The following is a 17610-nucleotide window of genomic DNA, read 5'->3' as shown; positions in this document are numbered from 1 at the left end:
GGAAGGGGCCACCTCTCATGCGCACGTTCAGAGCCGCAGCAACCTTCAAGGCCGCAGCAAGCCTCGCCGTCGTCACCGCGCTCGCCGCCGCCACCGGCTGCGGCGGTGGCACCTCCGCCGACGGAGCGGGCAGCAACGATTCGCCGAGGACGCTCACCTACTGGGCCTCCAATCAGGGCCCCAGCATCGAGGCCGACAAGAAGATCCTCACACCCGAGCTGGAGAAGTTCGAGAAGCAGACGGGTATCAAGGTCAAGCTCGAAGTGATCCCCTGGTCCGATCTGCTCAACCGGATCCTCGCCGCCACCGCCTCCGGCCAGGGTCCCGACGTCCTGAACATCGGCAACACCTGGTCGGCCTCCCTCCAGGCGACCGGCGCGCTGCTGCCCTGGGACCAGAAGAACTTCGACGCGATCGGCGGACGGGACCGCTTCGTCGACTCGGCGGTCGCATCGGCCGGGGCCGAGGGCAAGGACCCGGCGGCCGTGCCCCTGTACTCGCTCGCGTACGCGCTCTACTACAACAAGAAGATGTTCGCCGAGGCCGGGATCTCGCAGCCACCGGCCACCTGGGACCAACTGGTCGCGGACGGCAAGAAGATCTCGAAGAACGGGAAGTGGGCGCTGGGCGCCGAGGGCGGGAGCCTCGCCAACAACATCCACCAGGTCTTCGTCCTCGGCAAGCAGCACGGCGCGGACTTCTTCGACTCCTCGGCCAAGCCGACCTTCACCTCGGACGGCGCGGTCGCGGCCGTGAAGCAGTACGTCGACTTCATGGCCAAGGACAAGATCGTCGCCCCGGGCAACGCGGAGTACGCGCAGAACCAGTCGCTCCAGGACTTCGCGCGCGGCAAGACGGCCATGGTGCTGTGGCAGGCGGCCGCATCCACCTTCGCCGCCCAGGGCATGAAGCCCGCCGACTGGGGAGTCGCTCCCGTACCCGTCCCCGCGGGTGCTCCCGGCACCGGCCAGAACACCAACTCCATGGTCGCCGGGATCAACATGGCCGTCTTCAAGAACACCAAGAACATCGACGGCGCCAAGAAGTTCGTGAAGTTCATGACGAGCGAGGCGGAGCAGAAGCTGCTCAACAAGACGTACGGATCCATCCCGCCGGTCAAGGCCGCGCAGCAGGATCCGGCGTTCTCGGCCCCCGACCTGAAGGTGCTGCGCGACACGCTGGCGACCAGTGCCGCGCCGCTGCCGCAGGTGCCCGCCGAGTCGCAGTTCGAGACGACCGTCGGCACGGCCGTCAAGGATCTGTGGGCCGATGCCGCGGCCGGACGGCCGGTGACGACCGAGTCCGTCAAAGCGCGCCTGGCCAAGGCCGAGCAGCTGATGCAGCAGTGAGGCCCGTGCGATGACCGCCACCGTGACCGAGGACCGCACGGACCGGGCGGGCAGCGGTGAGAGCGTGGGCACGGGGGAAGCGCGCAGGAGACTGCCGCGCATCCCCGACCGGATCCGCCGTGGCGGCCTGCCCTATCTTCTGCTGCTGCCCGCCGTCGTGCTCGAACTGCTCGTCCATCTCATCCCGATGGTCATGGGCATCGTGATGAGCTTCCGTCAGCTCACCCAGTTCTATGTACGCAACTGGGGCGAGGCCCCGTGGGCGGCGTTCGACAACTACAAGGTCGCCGTCGACTTCACGCCCCGCTCGGCGAGGCCCTGCTCCACTCCTTCTACGTCACCTGCGTGTTCACCGTCATCGCGGTCGGCCTGTCCTGGCTGTTCGGCGTGGCCGCGGCGATCATGATGCAGGAGAACTTCCGTGGCCGGGGCCTGCTGCGGGCCGTCTTCCTCACTCCGTACGCCCTGCCCGTGTACGCGGCCGTCATCACCTGGGCCTTCATGTTCCAGCGCGACAACGGCCTGATCAATCACGTCCTGCACGACCAGCTCGGCCTCACCGACGAGCCCTCCTTCTGGCTGATCGGCGACAACAGCCTCATCGCGCTGGTGGTGGTGGCCGTCTGGAAGTCCTGGCCGTTCGCCTTCCTCATCCTCATGGCGGGCCTGCAGAACATCCCGCGCGAGCTGTACGAGGCGGCGGCGATCGACGGCGCGGGCATCTGGCAGCAGATCCGCAGGATCACCCTGCCGTCGCTGCGCCCGGTCAACCAGGTGCTGGTGCTCGTGCTGTTCCTGTGGACCTTCAACGACTTCAACACGCCGTATGTGCTGTTCGGGCGGGCGGCACCGGAGGCCGCCGACCTCATCTCGATCCATATCTACCAGTCGTCGTTCGTCACCTGGAACTTCGGTTCGGGCTCGGCGATGTCCGTCCTGCTGCTGCTCTTCCTGCTGGTGGTCACGGCCGTCTATCTGCTGCTGACCTCGCGAACCTCACGGGGAAGGAGGAGCGCCGATGCCTAGGACGGCCGTCTCTCCCAGTGCACCGCCGCGGTCCTTCGTATGGACGCGCCGTATCATCCTGAGCTTCCTGACGGCCTTCGCGCTGCTGCCCGTCTATGTGATGCTCAGCAGCTCGCTCAAGCCGCTTCAGGACGTGTCGGGCACGTTCCGGTGGATCCCCTCCGGGCTCACGATCCGCCCGTACATCGACATCTGGCACACGGTGCCGCTCGCCCGCTACTTCCTCAACTCACTGATCGTGGCGGGCGCGGCGACCGTGCTGTCCGTGGTGATCGCGGTGTTCGCCGCCTACGCGGTGAGCCGCTACCGCTTCCGCGGGAAGCGGGTCTTCACCGTCACGGTGCTCTCCACGCAGATGTTCCCCGGCATCCTCTTCCTCCTCCCGCTGTTCCTGATCTTCGTCAACGTCGGGAACAGCACCGGCATCGCCCTCTACGGCTCGCGCGGCGGACTGATCCTCACCTATCTGACGTTCTCGCTGCCCTTCTCCATCTGGATGCTGATCGGCTACTTCGACTCGATCCCCCGGGATCTCGACGAAGCCGCGATGGTGGACGGCTGCGGGGCGCTCGGCGCGCTCTTCCGGGTCGTCGTTCCGGCAGCGGTCCCCGGCATCGTCGCCGTGGCCGTCTACGCCTTCATGACGGCCTGGGGCGAAGTCCTGTTCGCCTCCGTCATGACCAACGACACCACCCGCACGCTCTCCGTCGGGCTCAAGGGCTACGCCACCCAGAACGACGTCTACTGGAACCAGGTCATGGCCGCGTCGCTCGTCGTCAGCGTGCCCGTCGTCGCCGGGTTCCTGCTGCTCCAGCGCTATCTCGTCGCCGGCCTCACCGCGGGCGCCGTCAAGTGAACCGTCCCCGACCCCAGCAGAAAGGCAGTCCGTGAACGACCTCAACGCCCTTCCGGCCGACTTCACTTGGGGCGCGGCCACCGCCGCGTACCAGATCGAGGGTGCCGTGGCCGAGGACGGCCGCTCCCCGTCGATCTGGGACACCTTCTCCCACACCCCGGGAGCGGTGGCGGGCGGCGACACCGGCGACGTGGCCTGCGACCACTACCACCGCTGGCCCGAGGACATCGCGCTGATGAAACAACTCGGCCTCGGCGCCTACCGGTTCTCGATCGCCTGGCCCCGGGTCGTGCCGGGCGGCGACGGTCCGGTGAACAAGGCGGGCCTGGACTTCTACGACCGGCTGGTGGACGGGCTCTTGGACGCGGGCATCACGCCCTTCGCGACGCTCTACCACTGGGACCTGCCGCAGGCGCTCCAGGACCGCGGCGGCTGGCCGTCCCGCGAAACCGCCGAGCACTTCGCGGCGTACGCCTCCGTCGTCACCGAGCGCCTCGGCGACCGGGTCAAGGACTGGGCAACCCTCAACGAGCCGCTGTGCTCGGCCTGGATCGGCCATCTGGAGGGCCGGATGGCACCGGGTCTCACGGACATCGGGGCCGCCGTGCACGCCTCGTACCATCTGCACCTCGGCCACGGCCTGGCCGTCCAGGCGATCCGCGCGGCCTCGCCCGACGCCCGCGTCGGCATCGTCAACAACCTCAGCCCGATCGAACCGGCCACCGACCGCCCTGAGGACCACGCCGCCGCGGCCCGGGCGGACGGCCACACCAACCGCTGGTGGCTGGACCCGATCCACGGCCGCGGCTATCCGCAGGACATGCTCGACCTGTACGGCGTCGAACTGCCCGAGCGGGCAGGCGACTTGGAGACCATCGCGGTACGGCTGGACTGGCTGGGCCTGAACTACTACTTCCGCCAGATCGTCACCGCCGACCCCACCGGCCCGCTGCCCCACGCCAAGCAGATCCACCTCCCGGACGCCCGCCACACGGCCATGGACTGGGAGGTCCACGCGGACGGCCTGGAACAACTCCTGCTGCGCCTGACCGAGGAATACGGCGCGGCCCGCATCCACGTCACCGAAAACGGCTCCGCCTACCCCGACGTGGTCCGCGCGGACGGCACGATCGACGACCCGGAACGGGTGCGGTACCTGGAGGAACACGTGGCAGCATGCGCCCGGGCGGCCCGCCAGGGGGCCCCGGTGGCCGGGTACTTCGCGTGGTCGCTGATGGACAACTTCGAGTGGGCGTACGGCTACGACAAGCGCTTTGGCCTGGTGCACGTGGACTACGCGACGCAACGCCGCACGATCAAGGCGAGCGGGCACCGGTACGCGAACATCATCCGGGGGGCGTCGCGGAGGGGGCGGAATGCGGCGTGAGCCGGCGCCCACGCCACCCGGCTTTCCCATCCCGGCCGAATGACCGCTAGTCGTTTCCGCCCGGCTCCTCGCGGCGAGGGGCTGGGCCTGTCACTCCGGGGTGAACTCGTACTGCAGCTCGTAGAGATGTCCTGCCTTGACCATGACCGTGGCTTCGATGGGGCGGTCGTGGTCGCTGTACACCACGCGCAGGGTCCGGAGGACGGGCAGATCGCTGGGCAGTTGAAGTGCCGTGTACTGCTCCTGTGTGGGAACTCGCGCGGAGATCCTGTCCACGCTCAGCCGAGGCCGGTATCCGAGTTCGGCGAGGAGCGTCGGCGTGCCGCCCTTGATCTTGCGGCGCTCCATCATCGCGGTACCGCGGGCAATCTCCACGGGGTAGTAGGACGTGACCAGTTCCGCCGGCTCGTCGCCGAGCAGGAGCACCTGGCGACGCATCAGCGCTGTGCCGCCCTCCGGAAGATTCAAGGCGGCGCAGACGTCCGCAGGGGGCACGGCTTCCGCGACTTCGAGCAGTCGGCTCCGCGCAGGCGCGCCGTGCTTGGCGGCCTCGGTGAGCCAGCGGTACGGCGCACCCGGCTCCGCCGGAGCCATGTACGACGCGGGCCGCATGGTCCGCTGCCGGTGTTCGCGGACCGTGACGGCCGCGCCTGCCCGTCCGATGACCAGGCCCTCGTCCTTGAGAAGCTGCAATGCCTTCTGCACTGTGGCGTTCGAGGCGTCGAACCTGGCCTTGAGCTGCACGGTGGATGGCAGTTTGGCCCCGGGACCGAGGTCGCCGCTCATGATTTCGTCGCGCAGGTCGGCGGCGATCCGCTCGTGCAGGGAACGGTGGTCGAACGCGTTCGCTTCGGTCGTGGGCACTGTCATCCGATTCTGATCTCGTATCGCAGCCGCTGACGGTCGGCGGGCATGGTCATCATGTCCACCTGAATCGGCTGGTCGTCGCTGTCCAGTGTGGTCCGTGTCAGTTGCAGGACAGGGGTGTCCGGCCCGGTCTGCAAGGCCTCCCGTTCTTCTGCATGGGGCATCCGAGCGATCACGTCCTCACGGACGCGTACGCCAACGTGCCCGAGCTCGGCGAGGAGCGTGACCGCACCCCCGGGGATCTTGGCCGTCCCGGCAAGACGGGTCCCCCCGGCGATGTCCAAGGGGTAGTAGGTGTCCGTCAGTTCGCACGGCCGACCGTCGAAGAACATCATGCGCCGACGCACGACGACCGCATCCCCTTCGGCGACGCCCAGCGCCTCCGCCACCTCAGCCGGCGCGGCCACTTCGCCCGCGTGAACGATGCGCTGACTGCCTCGCTTGCCTGCCTCAGCCCCCCAGGCATCGGGCTGCCCCTTCCCCCGTGCCGTCAGATACGGCATCGAGGTGCTGACCCAGTCGCTGGTGCCCACGGCGTCCTCCTGTACTGGTGACGATCCCAACCTTGCTGCTTTACACGGTAAGCGCATCACTCACCGTATCCACCCTGGGGGAAGCTTGCCGCTTTTCGTGAATAGCAGTACGGTGCTCGCGAGCCTACAACCCCGGATCAAGGTGGTGTTCACCGTGCCCCTCTCACGGCAGCAGAGATTCCCCCGATCCCGCATCTCTGTCGGCGCTGCGCGCGCCTTCGTTATCGGCACCGCCACAGAGTGGGGCGTCGCTGATCGGCAGGACGACATACGGCTGTGTGTCTCCGAACTGGCCACGAACGCCCTGCTCCACGGAGTGCCACCGGGCCGGGAGTTCTGCGTGAAGCTGACGACGGACGGTGACCTCTTACGGATCGAGGTACGGGACAGCGGTGACGGGCACCCCGAGGTCCGTTCCCCATGCGTTCACGAGAGCACGGGGCGCGGGCTTCGCCTGGTCAAGGAGCTGGCCGATGACTACGGAGTCGTCGAACACACCGTCGGGAAGACCGTATGGCTCGCATTCAAACTGCCGCCCGCATTGGAAGGACCTCGCTGAATGGAAGCCTTCGAACGCGCCCGCCTGGATGCCTACTTCGGCCGGATTGCAGCGCGCCCTGGCCCTTGCCCTCGGGCCCTTCCGCCGCTGGTTCTATCCGCCCTGGTGCCCGTCGGAGCGGAAGGTGCGGCGGTGGGTCGCGGGGCCCACCCCCCGGCGGGCGGCGAAGTGGTGGCGCAGGGTGTCGCTGCTGCCGAAGCCCGCGCGGGTGGCTACCCCGTCGACCGGCAGGTCAGTGGTCTCCAGCAGTTCCTCGGCAAGCTGTAGCCGTTGGTCGAGCAGCCATCGGTGGGCGGTGGTGCCCGTGACCGATTTGAAGCGTCTGGCGAAGGTCCGCGTCGACATCGCCGCCCGCGCGGCCAGGCTCTCCACGGTCATCGGGTGGTCGAGATGCGCCTGCATCCAGTCGATCAGGCCGGACAGTTCATAGGTGGTGCGGACCTCAGGGACGGGCATTTCGATGAACTGCGCCTGCCCGCCGGATCGGTGAGCGGGCACCACCATGCGACGAGCCAAGGCGTTGGCTGTCGCGGCGCCGTGCTCGCGGCGCACCACATGGAGACAGGCGTCGATTCCGGCAGCCGCTCCGGCGCTGGTGAGGATGGGACCGTCTTCGACGTACAGCACCTCACGGTCGACCTGCACGGTGGGATACCGCTCGGCGAGCAGGTCGGTGAACTGCCAGTGGGTTGCGGCTCGTCGCCCGTCGAGCAGGCCCGCTTCGGCGAGCAGGAACGCCCCCGTACATACGGAGAGCACCTGCGAGCCCCGGGCGACCGCGGTACACAGCGCCTCCAGAAGTGCCGGCGGCGCGGCTCGGTCCAGCTGTGGCCAGGCGGGGATGGTGACGAGGTCCGCGGCCGCCAGCCGGTCAAGACCGTGGTCGACCTGAAGGGAGAATCCGGACGCCGTTCTGACCGCGCCCGGGGAGGGCGCGCACACGGCGAAGTCGTAGACCGGCAGGCCGTCGGCCAGGCGGTCCAGGCCGAAGACCTGACAGACCACGCCAAGCTCGAAGGCCGCAGCCTGCTCTCCGACCACGGCAGCCACGTTGCGGATCACGCCACCATGATGGCAGAAAATTCCCGGACCATGGCAACCATGCCACTGTTCGCCGGGTGCCCGGGCTCGTCAGGCTGTGCTCATGGCAATCAGCGAACACATCAGCTTTCCCCTTCCGGGGAGCGGGCGCGCCGTAGTCGCCGTGGCCGCGCCCGGACCCGGGCCACAGCAGTGGGCAGGCGCGCCGAGCGCCGCCCTCGACGTCGACGGGTCCGTGGTCCTGGCCTACCGCATGCGTGCCGAGCAGGACTTCAATGTCATCGCGCGATCCGCCGACGGCGAGCGGTTCACCACCGTCGGCATCCTGACCACGGACCGCTTGGGCGCCGCCATGGTCGAGCGCCCGGCCCTGGCGCCAACCGGCTCCGGCATATGGCGGCTCTACGTCAGCTGCGCTACTCCCGGCACCAAGCACTGGTGGATCGGCGTTGCCGAAGCCCGCGATCCGGAGGGACTGGCCGAGGCCGAGATACGCCCGGTGTTCGAGGGCGACAAGGACACGGCGGTCAAGGATCCGGTAATCCGGTACGACGGCCGGAGGTGGCACGCATGGATCTGCTGCCACCCCCTCGACGAGCCGGGCGAAGAGGACCGCATGACGACGGCGTATGCCATAAGCGACGACGGATTGCGCTGGCAGTGGCAAGGCACGGTGCTGACCGGCCGCCCCCGTGAGTGGGATGCGCGTGGCGCACGGCTGACCAGCATCCTGGCCGACGGCCGCGCCAGCTATGACGGGCGCGCCAGTGGGCGAGAGAACTGGTTCGAGCGGACCGGGCTGGCGGCGGTGACCGGTACCGCCGGAGGGCGACGGATCACGCCGCTCGAGAACTCCCCTGTCGTGGACGTCCGTTACCTCGACGTCCTCACGCTGCCCGGCGGCGGCTACCGGATCTATTACGAGGCGCGACTGCCCGACGAAAGCCATGAGCTGCGGACCGAATTGATTCCGCCCATCGGCGCAGGCTGACGCTGCCGCCCTCCGGATCAGCCGTTGTCGACCTCGGTTCGCTCCGAACCCAGTCTGCCCAGCGGGTCTTCGTCGTGCCTGGCCTCAGTTGCCGAGGTCGAAGCGGGCGCCTGCCTGGGCGGCGAAGGAAGCGCGGTAGGCGCGGGGGCTGGTGGCGAGGCGCGAGGCGAAGTGCTGGCGCATCGTGATTTCGCTGCCAAAGCCCGTACGACGGGCGACTTCGGGCATGGGTAGGTCGGTGTGTTCAAGGAGCTTTTGGGCGGCCGCGATGCGCTGGTCCAGGAGCCAGCGAAGGGGTGTCGTGCCCGTGGCCGCGGCGAAGTGGCGGGCGAAGGAACGTGACGACATTCCCGCGTGGGCGGCGAGATCAGCGACGGCGAGCGGTTCGTGGAGGTGCTGGAGGGCGTATTCGCGCACGGATGCGAGGGCGTCAGCGTCGCGGTCGGTGCGTGGAGTGGGGTGTTCGATGAACTGAGCCTGGGTTCCTGTGCGGAAGGGGGCGGTGACCATCGAGCGGGCGATCGTCGCGGCCGCCTCGGCGCCGTGAGCCGTGCGGACCAGGTGCAGGCACAGGTCGATGCCGGCGGCCGTACCGGCGGCGGTCCAGATGTTGCCGTCCTCGATGAAGAGGGCGTCGGGTTCGACGGTGACGTGGGGGTAATGGGCGCGGAGCAGATTGACGAGGTTCCAGTGTGTGACCGCGCGGCGACCGTCGAGGAGGCCGGCCTGGGCGAGTGTGAAGGCGCCGCCACACAGGGCGGCGATAGTGGTGCCGCGGACGTGGGCGCGGCGCAGGGCCTCGAGTACCGGTTCCGGTGCGCGGGTGAGATGGTCGTCCAGGCCGGGGACCAGGATCAGGTCTGTGCGGGCCAGCCAAGCGAAGGTGCGGTCGGGGCTGAGGCTGAGGCCCCCACGCATGGGGACGGGCGTGGTGTTGGCAGCGACGCGGCGCAGGTCGAAGGCGGGGACACCGCGCTCGGTGCGATCCGTGCCCCAGACCTCGGTGATGACGGAGACGTCAAAGGCCCGGATGCCCGGAAAGCTGACGAGGGCGACACGGTACGGGACGGGTTCGGTGGCCACCGTGGCAGTAAACCATCGATCGCTGACTTGCGCTCCTCTGGAGCCAGGTCGATCGGGGCGGCAGCATCGTGGGCATGGAGATCACACAGAGCGCAGCACTGGTCGTGGTGGACGTACAGAAGGGCTTCGACGAGCTGGACTTCTGGGGTCGGCGGAACAATCCGGAGGCTGACGCGAACATCGCCTCGCTCATCGACGCATGGCAGGCCACAGGGCGACCGATCGTCTTCGTGCGGCACGACTCGTCGAAGCCGGAGTCGCCGCTGCGACAGGGGCAGGAGGGGAACGACTTCAAGGAGTACGTCGAGCAGCGGCGAGGGAAGGGGGCTGGGGCTGAGCTGTTCGTGACGAAGACCGTGAATTCAGCCTTCTACGGCACGCCAGACCTGAATGCATGGTTCAAGGCGGAGGGCATTTCGCAGTTCGTGGTGGCCGGGATCCAGACCAATATGTGCGCGGAGACGACAGCACGGATGGGCGGGAACCTCAGGTACGAGGTGCTCTTCGCGCTGGACGCGACGTATACGTTCGATCTCGAGGGGCCGTTCGGCTGGCGGCGGTCCGCAGACGAACTGGCGCAGACGTCGGCTGTGTCACTGCACGGCGGAGGCTTCGCGACGGTGGTGACGACCAAGGAGCTCGTGGCCGCAGCGGCCTGAGCGACGCCCCGCCCATACGTCATAACCGATCGACACCCTGATCGTGATGGCGTTAGCTGGCCGGCATGCCAGAACTGCGTACCGATCGTCTCCTGCTCCGCCGGTGGCGGGAGTCCGACCTCGAACGGTGGGCGGCGATGAACGCCGATCCCGAAGTCCGAGAACATTTGGGGGAACTGCTGACGCGGGAGCAAAGCGATGCCGCGGTGGCACTCATGCAGGCCGAGTTCGACGAGCGAGGTTTTGGGTGGTGGGCGCTCGAAGCACGGGAGACTGGTGAGTTCATCGGCCGCGTCGGCTTGGACGAGGTGGACGAGGACATGCCGTTCGCGGGGGTGGATATCGGGTGGCGGTTGACGCGTTCGGCGTGGGGTCACGGTTACGCCACCGAGGCCGCCCTGGCCTGCCTGGCCTTCGGCTTCGAGGCCCTCGGGCTGCCGGAGGTCGTTGCGTCGACGACCGTCAACAACCTTCGTTCCCAGGCAGTGATGCGCCGGATCGGCATGACCCGCGACCCGGCCGACGACTTCGAGGATCCGAGCGTGCCCGAGGGGCCGCTTCGCCAGTGTGTGCTGTACCGGACCCCCCGCAAGATGCCCACGGGCTACGCCACGCGGCGGGACACGACCCAGGTCGGCTGAACCAGGTCAGAGTTCGATTCGGCGCTTCCACCATGGAAGGTCAGGTGCCGCGAAGGGGTTGTTGACCGTGCGCCGGAGAGTCTGTTCATGGGGCGCAGTTGGTGACTCAGGCCGTACTCCGTGGTCACCTGCGCCCGACGCGCCGGTGACCGAAGAGTTGGTGTCGTCAGATTCGCGGCCGGCGCGCCGAGTGGACCTCAGGCATCCGTACGCCGTATGTGCAGATGGCCATCGAGAGGGTACGAGGGCGGCGCTGCCGGCAGGACTCTGTCGAACTCGTACCGGCTCTTCTGCGCAACCCGGCACGATGCCTGGTTGTCCACCTGATGAAGGAGTTCGAGACGTTCCAGACCATCGGCCCCGAAGGTGTCGAAGGCCCAGCGGGTGAGAACCTCCAGAGCGCGGGGGGCCACGCCCCGCCCGCGAGCGTGCGCCGCTGTCCAATAGCCCACTTCCGCCGAGGGTTCGCCGGTCGTGACGTCCTTGAGGACTACGTTGCCCACCAACTGTCGGTGAGCTGAACCGAGTTGTGCTTCAAGGACTGCGAAGCCGAACCGGTCTCCTGCTGCCCAGCTCTGTTGCTGGGCCTGGACCCATCGCGCCCCGTCGGCATCGTTGTCCACGGAAGAGCTGGTCCAGTGGCGCAGAGCGGGATCCCGGCAGACCTCAACCAGTGCGGCAATGTCCTCCACACACCAGGGGCGAAGAACGAGAGCGGGAGCGGACTGCGTCGCGCCCGCCTGCAGTATGACGGCGGCAATCACCAAGCGATCATAGGCTGGCTCAGCCCTTGTCGACCTCGTCGATCCGCCGCCGCAGGCGCCGCATCCCCCGGAGCCACCTGTCCGTGTCGGTCGCCCGGAACGCGTAGTGGTCCCGCACCTCCCCGTGCGGCAGGATCAGGAAGCGCCCGTCCGCGAGTCCCTCCATGACCTCGTCTGCGACCTGCTCGGGTTCGAGGACGTTGCCGCCGAGGACCGCCTTGGCCGCCGCGTCCGTCTTCTCGTACATCTCGGTGCGGACGCCCAGCGGGCAGACGACCTGGACCGTCAGGCCCCGGTCGCCGTACGTGGCCGAGAGCCACTCGGCGAAGGCCAGCGCGCCGTGCTTGGACACCGAATACGGCGCCGATTCGAGGTGGGTCAGCAGGCCCGCCGCGGAGACCGTGGCCAGGAAGTGACCGCGTCCCCGTTCCAGCCACGGCCCGACGAGGTGACGGGCCACCCGCACGTGTCCCATGACGTTCACCTGCCAGACCTGGTCCCACACGTCCTCCGGGGCGTGCAGCCCCCCGCCGGGCTCGATGCCCGCGTTCGCGCAGAACAGGTCGATCTCGCCGAGGTGGGCGCGCGCCGCCGCGACCATGGCGGCCACGCTCGCCTCGGCTCCGGCGTCGCCCGGCACGGCGAGCCCGCCGACCTCGGCGGCGACCCGGGCGGCCGCCGCGCCGTCCAGGTCGTTGATCACGAGCCGGGCGCCCTCGGCGGCGAAGCGGCGGGCGAGCGCCGCTCCGATGCCCGATCCGGCGCCCGTGACGACCACACCCGCGTCCTTGAGATTCATCGCCGCCATCTCGATCACGCGTCCGCGACCTGGAGGACGAGCTTGCCGAGGTTCTCGCCGCGGAACAGCCGCATCAAGGTCTCGGGGAAGGCCTCGACCCCGCCGGACACGACATCCTCCATCGACCGCAGCCGGCCCGCCGCCAGCCACTCCCCCAGCTGCGTGGTGGCCTCGGCGTACCGGTCGGCGTAGTCGAAGACGACCATGCCCGTCATGGAAGCGCGGTTGACGAGCAGCGACATGTAGTTGCTCGGGCCCTTGACCGGTTCGGTGTTGTTGTACTGGGAGACCGCGCCGCAGATGACGATGCGGGCGCCGCGCGCCAGCCGGGTCAGCACGGCGTCCAGGATGTCGCCGCCGACGTTGTCGAAGTAGACGTCCACGCCGTCGGGGGCGTGCTCGCGCAGTGCCTTGCGTACGTCCTCGGTCCGGTAGTCGATCGCGGCGTCGAACCCGAACTCTTCGACCACCGCACGGCACTTGCGCTCACCGCCGGCGATGCCGATGACCCGGCAGCCCAGGATCTTCGCGATCTGGCCGACCACACTGCCGACCGCACCGGCCGCGCCGGAGACGACGACGGTCTGACCGGCCAGCGGACGCCCGATGTCGAGCAGGCCGAAGTAGGCCGTGATGCCCGTCATGCCGAGCGTGCCGAGGTGGACGGGCAGGGGCGCCGGCTCCGGGTCGACCTTGATGACGCCGCGACCGTCCGAGACGCAGTACTCCTGGACACCGAACGTGCCCGACACGTGGTCCCCGACCGCGAAGCCCGGGTGCCGGGTGGCGATGACCCGGCCCACCGCGCCGGCGCGCATCACCTCGCCGATTTCGACGGGGCGTATGTAGGACTTGCCCGCGTTCATCCAGCCGCGCATCGCCGGGTCGATCGACAGGTAGAGCACCTGCACCAGGAACTCGCCGTCGCCCGGCTCGGCGACCGGCTCCTCGACGTGCTGCCAGTCGGTGGGCCGGGGCTCCCCCACGGGGCGGGCGGCCAGGCGCAGTTGACGGTTGGTACGGCTCATCTTCGGCTCCTCGGCCGTAGCGGGCGGTCCAGCACGTACCAACTGGTCGGTACGTCTCCCGTGAGGCTAGATGCCGCCGCAACAGGAGGCAAGCGGCCCACCGAAGCGCACGAGTGGTGCCCATCACATCGCCGGTTGCCGGCCCGCCCCGCCGGAGGGGGATGGTTCCGGCGGGGCGGGAGTTCATACGGAGGCCGGTGCCGAGGGCTCCGTTCCCGGCTGGGTGACCACCGACGCCGCCACTTGTGCCGCGAATTCCAGCATGCTCACCGCGCGGTCCGGGCTCAGAGCGCGCTCCCAGCCACCCGTCGTCGCAAGCCAGGCCAGGACGCCCGCCATGAAGGCGTCACCGGCACCGATGGTGTTGACCACCTCGACCGGGACGGCCGGGACCGAGACGGGCGGGCCGGACGGGGTGTGGGCGGTGGAGCCCCGGGCGCCGCGGGTGAGGATCACCAGGCGGCCGCCCGCGGCCAGGCGACTGCAGGTCTCGTCCGGGGCCGTGTCCGGCCACAGCCGCAGCAGGTCCTCGTCGCTGGCCTTGACCACATGCGCGAGTTCGCACAGGTCACGCAGCAGGTCCAGGCTCCGGCCGGGGTCGATTGTGCGGTCCTCGCGGACGTTGGGGTCCACCACGAGCAGCGAGTGCCGGGCGGCGGCCCGCGCCGTGGACGCGACGGCGCCGGCCGCCGGATCGACGACGGCCGCCAGACCTCCCGCGTACACCGCGCCGAAGCGGCCCACGTCGGCCGCCCGGTCGGGGAAGCGGAAGGTCGCCGTGTCCTGGAGGTGGAAGTGGTAGCCGTTCCCCGACTCCCCCGGGTCGGCGACCGCCAGCGCCGTGGGCAGGTCGGGGCGGGCGCAGAGGGTGAGGTCGACACCCGCGTCCGTGAGCCGCCGTTCGATCGTCCGCGCGAAGCCGTCGGCGCCGAGGGCTCCGGCGAATGCGACGGGCCTGCCGAGGCGGGCCAGACCCGCCGCGACATTGGCGGGGGCACCGCCGGGCTGGGCGCGCAGGCTGTCCGGCTCGCCCGGCACGGGGACAAGGTCGATGAGCGCCTCGCCCAGGACCAGCACGGAGCCGGGCCTGCCCACCGAGCCGCGCCCGCCTGCCAAGCCGGGCCTGCCTACGGAGTCGAGTCCGCCTGCCGAGCCGGGCTTGCCCACCGGGCCGAGCCCGCCACTCACGGCTCCACCACGATCTTGCGGCCCTGCCCCGCCTTGAACCGGTCGATGGCCTCGGGGTACTGGTCCAGCGGCAGCCGGTCGCTGATGAAGACGGACGGGTCGAGCACACCGCTCGCGAAGAGCGCCGCGGCCCGCTCGTAGCTGTGCAGCACCGCCATGGAGCCGGTGATGGTGATCTCCTGGTTGTAGATGCGGTACGGCTCGATCACGGCGGTCGTCGCATAGTCGGCGACGCCGAACTGCAGAAAGGTACCCCCCTTCGCGACCCGTCCCAGGCCGTCCTGGATCGCCCCCGCGTTGCCGGTCGCGTCGATGACGAAGTCCCAGCCACCCGGCTGATCCAGTTCGTCCGCGCCGGCTGCCGAGCGGGAGCAGCCGAGCACCGACGCCGTCGCGAGGCGGTCCGGGTTGATGTCGAGTATGTCGATGCTCGCGGCGCCGGTGCGCTTGGCGAGTTCCAGCATCATCAGGCCCATGGTCCCCGAGCCATAGATCAGCACATTGGCGCCGAGGGTGCTGCTGTTCAGTACGTCGTATCCGCGCACCGCGCAGGACAGCGGCTCGATCAGCGCCGCGTCCTTGACGTCGATGTGGTCGGGCAGCCGTACGCAGTTGGCGACGGGCGCGACGGCGAACTCCGCCGCGCCGCCGGGCTCGGTGACACCGATGGCGGCCCACCGGTCGCAGAGATTGCCGCGGCCTGCACGGCAGTAACGGCATTCGTGACAGTGCAGGGACGGATCGACGGCGACCTTGTCCCCGACGGCGAGCTCGGTGACGTCCCTGCCGATCCCGACGATCTCACCGGCGAACTCGTGCCCGGGCAGGATCGGCAGGGTGGGCGCGAACTCGCCCTGCAGAATGTGCAGATCGGTGCCGCACAGACCGCACGAGGCCACCGAGACGACGACCTCCCGAGGTCCCGGGGTGGGGTCGGGAACCGTCGTGACGGAGACCTTGCCGGGGGCTTCGACGATCGCTGCCCTCATTTAACAGCTCCAAGGGAAAGGCCCTGGACGAGCTTGTCCTGGGCGGCGTATCCGGCGGCGAGCACCGGCAGGGACACAACGACGGACGCGGCGCACAGCTGGGCGAGGAACAGGCCCTGGCTGGTGACGAATCCGGTCAGGTAGACGGGCGCGGTCTGGGCGACGACGCCTGTCAGTACGCGGGCGAAGAGCAGCTCGTTCCAGCTGAAGATGAAGCAGATCAGGGCGGTGGCCGCGATCCCGGGGGCGGCCACCGGCGCGACCACCCGGGCCAGGACCGTGGGCAGGCGCGCGCCGTCGACCTGCGCGGCTTCGATGATCGAGACCGGTACGTCCGCGAGGAAGGACTGCATCATCCACACCGCGATCGGCAGATTCATCGAGGTGTAGAGGATGACGAGGAGCCAGATGTTGTCCAGCATCCCGGCGTTCTTCGCGAAGAGATAGACGGGCAGCAGCCCGGCGACGACCGGCAGCATCTTGGTGGACAGGAAGAAGAACATCACGTCCGTCCACTTGCGTACGCGCCGGATGGAGAGCGCGTACGCCGCCGGGAGGGCGAGGAGGAGCACCAGCAGGGTGGAAAAGGCGGACGCCGTCAGGGAGTTGATCAGGGAGGGCCAGGGGCTCGGCCCGCCGCCGGCGCCGAAGAACTCCCGGTAGCTGTCGAGGCTCAGCGGGGCCGCGACGGACGGCGGATTGGTCGCCGCGTCCGCCTCCGAGTGCAGGGAGGTCAGCAGCATCCATGCGGCGGGCAGACAGAATCCGATGCCCGCCACCCAGGCCAGCAGGCCCAGCACGGCGGACCGGCGCCTGGCCCGGCGCGCCGCGGGCGGCAGAAGCCCGGGCGGCTTTTTCGACGGAGCCGGGGCGGCTGCGGGAGCGGGAGCGGTATGAGCGGTCATGCGCGGTTCGCCTCCTCACGGAAGAGGGACGAGACCACCCGGAGCGCGAACGTCGCGATGATCATCGTGCCGATCACGACGACGACTCCCGCGGCGGACGCCAGTCCGTACTCGTGGGCCTGGTAGAAGGTCTGGTAGATCGTGTACGGGAGGTTGGCGGTGCCGAGCCCTCCGGAGGTGATCGTGAACACCGCGTCGAAGTTCTGGACGATGTACACGGAACCGAGCAGCACGCCCAGTTCGAGATAGCGGCGCAGATGCGGCAGCGTGAGATAGCGGAAGGACTGCCAGGCGCTCGCGCCGTCGAGGCGCGCGGCCTCCATCATCTCGGCGGGCCTGCTCTGCAGCCCCGCCAGCAGGATCAGCATCATGAACGGCGTCCACTGCCACACCAGCGCGGCCTCGACCGCGATCAGCGGCATGCCGGATATCCAGTCCGGCTGGGCGGGAGTGTCGTCGCCGAAGAGTCCGGCGACCCAGTTCCAGGCCCCGTTGAGCAGTCCGTACTCCGGGTTGTAGAGCGCGTGCTTCCACAGCAGCGCGGCCGAGACGGGGACGATGAGGAAGGGCGTGATGAGCAGGGTGCGCACCATGCCGCGGCCGAAGAACGTGCGGTCGAGGAGCAGGGCGAGCAGCAGTCCGAGCAGCACGGTGGCGATGACGACGCTCGCGGTGAGCAGGACCGTGGTGAAGACCGAGTCACGCAGCTCCGGGTCGGTGACCACGGTTCCGTAGTTGGCGAGCCCGGCGAAGCTGCGCTCGTCGGGGCTCAGGGAGTTCCAGTCGAAGAGCGAGATCACCAGCGTTGCCACGAAGGGCAGTTGGGTGACGGCGATCAGAAAGATGAGGGCGGGAAGGAGCGGGGCCCGGGTGGCCCAGGCCCGTACGCCCCCCTTGCGCTCCTTCGGCTGCCGCGCCTGCTTCGAGCGGACCTGCGGGTTCAGC

The 17610-nt window shown here is 69.2% G+C and carries 18 protein-coding genes and 1 pseudogene; 8 read left to right on the top strand and 11 right to left on the bottom strand.

Going from position 1 to position 17610, the window contains the following annotated elements; all coding sequences use genetic code 11:
* The first annotated feature begins 17 nt into the window (after positions 1 to 17).
* The 4 genes and pseudogenes from OG741_RS33605 (at position 18) to OG741_RS33590 (ending at position 4618) form a co-directional block, all read left to right on the top strand.
* Positions 18 to 1349, top strand: a complete 1332-nt coding sequence (locus tag OG741_RS33605) for an ABC transporter substrate-binding protein (protein ID WP_405603937.1) — start codon at positions 18 to 20, stop codon at positions 1347 to 1349.
* Positions 1350 to 1359: 10 nt separating this feature from the next.
* Positions 1360 to 2375, top strand: a pseudogene (locus OG741_RS33600) (carbohydrate ABC transporter permease).
* Complete coding sequence (locus tag OG741_RS33595) at positions 2368 to 3231, top strand: carbohydrate ABC transporter permease (RefSeq protein ID WP_405603935.1); 864 nt, start codon at positions 2368 to 2370, stop codon at positions 3229 to 3231. The pseudogene OG741_RS33600 and the gene OG741_RS33595 overlap by 8 nt, the downstream one beginning before the upstream one ends.
* Before the next feature lie 31 nt (positions 3232 to 3262).
* Complete coding sequence (locus tag OG741_RS33590) at positions 3263 to 4618, top strand: GH1 family beta-glucosidase (RefSeq protein ID WP_405603933.1); 1356 nt, start codon at positions 3263 to 3265, stop codon at positions 4616 to 4618.
* Between the two features lie 90 nt (positions 4619 to 4708).
* Here OG741_RS33590 and OG741_RS33585 read toward each other — a convergent pair whose 3' ends face one another.
* Together OG741_RS33585 and OG741_RS33580 are read right to left on the bottom strand one after the other, a co-directional pair.
* On the bottom strand, positions 4709 to 5488 hold the full coding sequence (locus OG741_RS33585) for a GntR family transcriptional regulator (protein WP_405603931.1): 780 nt from the start codon (positions 5486 to 5488) through the stop codon (positions 4709 to 4711).
* Positions 5485 to 6018 carry a GntR family transcriptional regulator gene (locus OG741_RS33580; protein ID WP_405603929.1) on the bottom strand — a complete coding sequence of 178 codons (534 nt, stop codon included), beginning with the start codon at positions 6016 to 6018 and terminating at the stop codon, positions 5485 to 5487. Before OG741_RS33580 ends, OG741_RS33585 begins: the two co-directional genes overlap by 4 nt.
* A 154-nt stretch (positions 6019 to 6172) precedes the next feature.
* On the opposite strand from OG741_RS33580, the gene OG741_RS33575 reads away from it, so the two are divergent.
* Positions 6173 to 6577 (top strand): ATP-binding protein, encoded by a 405-nt coding sequence (locus tag OG741_RS33575; RefSeq protein WP_405603927.1) that lies wholly within the window; start codon positions 6173 to 6175, stop codon positions 6575 to 6577.
* 93 nt (positions 6578 to 6670) lie between these two features.
* On the opposite strand, the gene OG741_RS33570 is transcribed toward OG741_RS33575, so the two are convergent.
* Positions 6671 to 7639 carry a helix-turn-helix domain-containing protein gene (locus tag OG741_RS33570; RefSeq protein WP_405603925.1) on the bottom strand — a complete coding sequence of 323 codons (969 nt, stop codon included), beginning with the start codon at positions 7637 to 7639 and terminating at the stop codon, positions 6671 to 6673.
* An 82-nt stretch (positions 7640 to 7721) separates the two neighbouring features.
* Here OG741_RS33570 and OG741_RS33565 point away from each other — a divergent pair, with 82 nt between their 5' ends.
* Positions 7722 to 8609, top strand: coding sequence for a hypothetical protein (locus OG741_RS33565; RefSeq protein ID WP_405603923.1), 888 nt, complete (start codon positions 7722 to 7724; stop codon positions 8607 to 8609).
* 84 nt (positions 8610 to 8693) lie between these two features.
* Here the strand turns inward: OG741_RS33565 and OG741_RS33560 are convergent, their stop codons facing one another.
* On the bottom strand, positions 8694 to 9692 hold the full coding sequence (locus OG741_RS33560; protein WP_405603921.1) for a GlxA family transcriptional regulator: 999 nt from the start codon (positions 9690 to 9692) through the stop codon (positions 8694 to 8696).
* A gap of 74 nt (positions 9693 to 9766) precedes the next feature.
* Between OG741_RS33560 and OG741_RS33555 the strand changes: the two genes are divergently transcribed.
* Together OG741_RS33555 and OG741_RS33550 are read left to right on the top strand one after the other, a co-directional pair.
* Positions 9767 to 10351 (top strand): cysteine hydrolase family protein, encoded by a 585-nt coding sequence (locus OG741_RS33555; protein WP_405603919.1) that lies wholly within the window; start codon positions 9767 to 9769, stop codon positions 10349 to 10351.
* Between the two features lie 65 nt (positions 10352 to 10416).
* A complete protein-coding gene (locus OG741_RS33550; RefSeq protein ID WP_405603917.1) occupies positions 10417 to 10992 on the top strand; it encodes a GNAT family N-acetyltransferase in 576 nt (191 codons plus the stop codon).
* A 197-nt stretch (positions 10993 to 11189) separates the two neighbouring features.
* Here the strand turns inward: OG741_RS33550 and OG741_RS33545 are convergent, their stop codons facing one another.
* From OG741_RS33545 to OG741_RS33515, 7 genes are all read right to left on the bottom strand, one after another.
* Entirely contained in the window at positions 11190 to 11738 is a 549-nt protein-coding gene (locus OG741_RS33545) for a GNAT family N-acetyltransferase (RefSeq protein WP_405605912.1), read from the bottom strand.
* 37 nt (positions 11739 to 11775) lie between these two features.
* Positions 11776 to 12564, bottom strand: a complete 789-nt coding sequence (locus OG741_RS33540; RefSeq protein WP_405605910.1) for an SDR family oxidoreductase — start codon at positions 12562 to 12564, stop codon at positions 11776 to 11778.
* A 5-nt stretch (positions 12565 to 12569) separates the two neighbouring features.
* Positions 12570 to 13583, bottom strand: a complete 1014-nt coding sequence (locus tag OG741_RS33535; RefSeq protein WP_405603915.1) for an NADP-dependent oxidoreductase — start codon at positions 13581 to 13583, stop codon at positions 12570 to 12572.
* Between the two features lie 183 nt (positions 13584 to 13766).
* Complete coding sequence (locus OG741_RS33530; protein ID WP_405605908.1) at positions 13767 to 14699, bottom strand: PfkB family carbohydrate kinase; 933 nt, start codon at positions 14697 to 14699, stop codon at positions 13767 to 13769.
* Between the two features lie 68 nt (positions 14700 to 14767).
* Entirely contained in the window at positions 14768 to 15760 is a 993-nt protein-coding gene (locus tag OG741_RS33525) for a zinc-dependent alcohol dehydrogenase family protein (protein ID WP_405603913.1), read from the bottom strand.
* Positions 15757 to 16665 (bottom strand): carbohydrate ABC transporter permease, encoded by a 909-nt coding sequence (locus tag OG741_RS33520; RefSeq protein WP_405603911.1) that lies wholly within the window; start codon positions 16663 to 16665, stop codon positions 15757 to 15759. The genes OG741_RS33525 and OG741_RS33520 overlap by 4 nt, the downstream gene beginning before the upstream one ends.
* Entirely contained in the window at positions 16662 to 17609 is a 948-nt protein-coding gene (locus tag OG741_RS33515) for a carbohydrate ABC transporter permease (protein ID WP_405605906.1), read from the bottom strand. Before OG741_RS33515 ends, OG741_RS33520 begins: the two co-directional genes overlap by 4 nt.
* Position 17610 lies beyond the last annotated feature (1 nt).

Source organism: Streptomyces sp. NBC_01410, from assembly GCF_045040195.1.
Taxonomy (GTDB): domain Bacteria; phylum Actinomycetota; class Actinomycetes; order Streptomycetales; family Streptomycetaceae; genus Streptomyces.
This window is presented reverse-complemented; position numbering and strand designations above follow the sequence as displayed.

Coding starts and splice junctions, on each gene's coding strand:
- OG741_RS33605 (WP_405603937.1), top strand. CDS start 18: ATGCGCACGTTCAGAGCCGCAGCAACCTTCAAGGCCGCAGCAAGCCTC.
- OG741_RS33595 (WP_405603935.1), top strand. CDS start 2,368: ATGCCTAGGACGGCCGTCTCTCCCAGTGCACCGCCGCGGTCCTTCGTA.
- OG741_RS33585 (WP_405603931.1), bottom strand. CDS start 5,488: ATGACAGTGCCCACGACCGAAGCGAACGCGTTCGACCACCGTTCCCTG.
- OG741_RS33565 (WP_405603923.1), top strand. CDS start 7,722: ATGGCAATCAGCGAACACATCAGCTTTCCCCTTCCGGGGAGCGGGCGC.
- OG741_RS33555 (WP_405603919.1), top strand. CDS start 9,767: ATGGAGATCACACAGAGCGCAGCACTGGTCGTGGTGGACGTACAGAAG.
- OG741_RS33550 (WP_405603917.1), top strand. CDS start 10,417: ATGCCAGAACTGCGTACCGATCGTCTCCTGCTCCGCCGGTGGCGGGAG.
- OG741_RS33540 (WP_405605910.1), bottom strand. CDS start 12,564: ATGGCGGCGATGAATCTCAAGGACGCGGGTGTGGTCGTCACGGGCGCC.
- OG741_RS33535 (WP_405603915.1), bottom strand. CDS start 13,583: ATGAGCCGTACCAACCGTCAACTGCGCCTGGCCGCCCGCCCCGTGGGG.
- OG741_RS33525 (WP_405603913.1), bottom strand. CDS start 15,760: ATGAGGGCAGCGATCGTCGAAGCCCCCGGCAAGGTCTCCGTCACGACG.
- OG741_RS33520 (WP_405603911.1), bottom strand. CDS start 16,665: ATGACCGCTCATACCGCTCCCGCTCCCGCAGCCGCCCCGGCTCCGTCG.